General features: G+C 68.4%; 2 protein-coding genes and 1 pseudogene. All 3 read right to left on the reverse strand.

Annotation, left to right across the window (positions count from 1 at the left end; all coding sequences use genetic code 11):
* The coding region (sucC, locus tag B2284_RS10930) for an ADP-forming succinate--CoA ligase subunit beta (RefSeq protein WP_286697514.1) at positions 1-824 on the reverse strand (824 nt) is incomplete at its 3' end.
* Between the two features lie 93 nt (positions 825-917).
* Positions 918-1,385 carry a cobalamin B12-binding domain-containing protein gene (locus B2284_RS10935; RefSeq protein WP_006945578.1) on the reverse strand — a complete coding sequence of 156 codons (468 nt, stop codon included), beginning with the start codon at positions 1,383-1,385 and terminating at the stop codon, positions 918-920.
* An 82-nt stretch (positions 1,386-1,467) separates the two neighbouring features.
* Positions 1,468-1,995, reverse strand: a pseudogene (locus tag B2284_RS10940) (ATP-dependent DNA helicase PcrA); the annotation flags it as partial.

Consider the following 1,995-nt stretch of genomic DNA (forward strand, 5'->3'; position numbering starts at 1 on the left):
GCGTAGGCGACGACGTCGAGCGTGCTCATGACGAGGCCGGCACCGTTGCCGATGATGCCGACGTTGCCGTCGAGCTTCACGTAGTTGAGGTCGAGCGCCTTGGCCTTGGCCTCCAGCGGGTCGGCCGCGGCCTTGTCCTCGAGAGCCTCGTGGTCGGGGTGACGGAAGCCAGCGTTCTCGTCGAGCGTCACCTTGCCGTCGAGCGCAATGATGTCGCCATCCTCGGTCTTGACGAGCGGGTTCACCTCGACCAGCGTCGCGTCCTCGTCGCGGTAGGTCTCCCACAGCTTGACGAGAACGGGCGCGACCTTCGCGGCCGTCTCGTCGTCGAACCCGGCGGCCTTGACGATCTCGTCAGCCTTCGCGCCGTCGATGCCGACGTTCGGGTCGACCTCGATGCGCGCGAGTGCCTCGGGACGCTCGACGGCGAGCTGCTCGATCTCGACGCCGCCCTCCTTCGAGCACATCGCGAGGTAGCTGCGGTTCGCTCGGTCGAGCAGGATCGAGAAGTAGTACTCCTCGGCGATCTTGGCGCCCTGGGCGATCATCACGGTGCCCACGGTGTGGCCCTTGATGTCCATGCCCAGGATGTCCTTGGCGTACTGCTCGGCCTCGTCAGCCGACTTGGCTACCTTGACGCCGCCGGCCTTGCCGCGACCACCGGTCTTGACCTGGGCCTTGACGACGGTGACACCGCCCGACTTCGCACCGATCTGCTCGGCGGCTGCCTTGGCTTCTTCCGGGGTGGTGGCCGTCTGGCCGGCCAGCACCGGAACGCCGTGCGCCTCGAACATGTCGCGCGCCTGGTACTCGAAGAGATCCACGCGAATCCATCCTCATCGTTGAAAGGAGTGTTCCTCTTGTGACTTTAACGCGCTTTGCCGTGCGGGGGTAACCAGGGGTCCGCGCCGGTGCTCTCAGGCGTGTGCGGACGCCGCGTCCCCGACGTTTTCGCGCACCCACGCGACGACCTCGTGCGTCGGCGCACCGGGCGTGAAGATGCGCGCGACACCCATGTCGAGCAGCGGCTTGATGTCGCCCTCGGGGATGATTCCGCCACCGAAGACGACGACGTCGTCGATGCCCTGCTCGCGCAGCAACGTCATCAGGCGCTCGAACTGCGTCATGTGCGAACCGGACAGGATCGACAGGCCGATCGCGTCGGCGTCCTCCTGCACCGCAGCCGTGACGATCTGCTCCGGCGTCTGGTGCAGGCCCGTGTAGATGACCTCCATGCCGGCGTCGCGCAACGCCCGCGCGATGACCTTCGCACCACGGTCGTGGCCGTCGAGGCCCGGCTTCGCGACGACGACGCGGAGTCGATCGGAGCCGTTCGTGGCGGCATTCGTAGGGGTGGCGTTCGTGGCAGGCGCGTGCTGGACCATGACTCAATCCTCTCGGGCGGTTACTCGCACTGTAACGCCCGCCACACCCTCCGCTCAGTTGATGATCCTCAACTCATGCGTGTCACAGCTTCGTGACGGGCGCGTAGCGCAGGAGCAGGCGCTTGGGTGGGCCGTCGCCGAAGTCGATGTGAGCCATCGCTCGGTCGCCCTGACCCTCGACGCGCACGACGGTGCCGAGGCCGAAGCTGTCGTGCGTCACCTTGTCGCCGGCGTCGAGGTTCGGGATCTCGCGCATGCCGCGGCCGACGGCGGAGTTCTTCGTGGTCGAGAACGAACCGGCCCCGGAGCTGCGACCGCTCGACGACATCCGCGCCACCGGCGCGGAGCCGCGCCCGATGACGGGGCCGTCATCGTCGTGCCTGCTGCCACCCGAGCCGTAGGGCGAACCGCCCCCGCTGCCGAACGCGGCGTACCCGCGCGGCTGGGACGACGCGAACGCCGTGGCCTCGCGCTCCCAGTGGACGAACTCCTCCGGGATCTCGCCGAGGAAGCGCGACGGCGGGTTGTACTGCGGCGCACCCCACGCGCTGCGCACGGCAGCGCGTGACAGGTGCAGGCGCTCGCGCGCCCGGGTGATGCCGACGTAGGC

The sequence above is a fragment of the Dermacoccus sp. UBA1591 genome, from assembly GCF_002322065.1.
Taxonomy (GTDB): domain Bacteria; phylum Actinomycetota; class Actinomycetes; order Actinomycetales; family Dermatophilaceae; genus Dermacoccus; species Dermacoccus nishinomiyaensis.

What these genes read in the sequence shown, in the direction of transcription:
- B2284_RS10935 (WP_006945578.1), bottom strand. Translation starts at nt 1,385, where the DNA reads ATGGTCCAGCACGCGCCTGCCACGAACGCCACCCCTACGAATGCCGCC.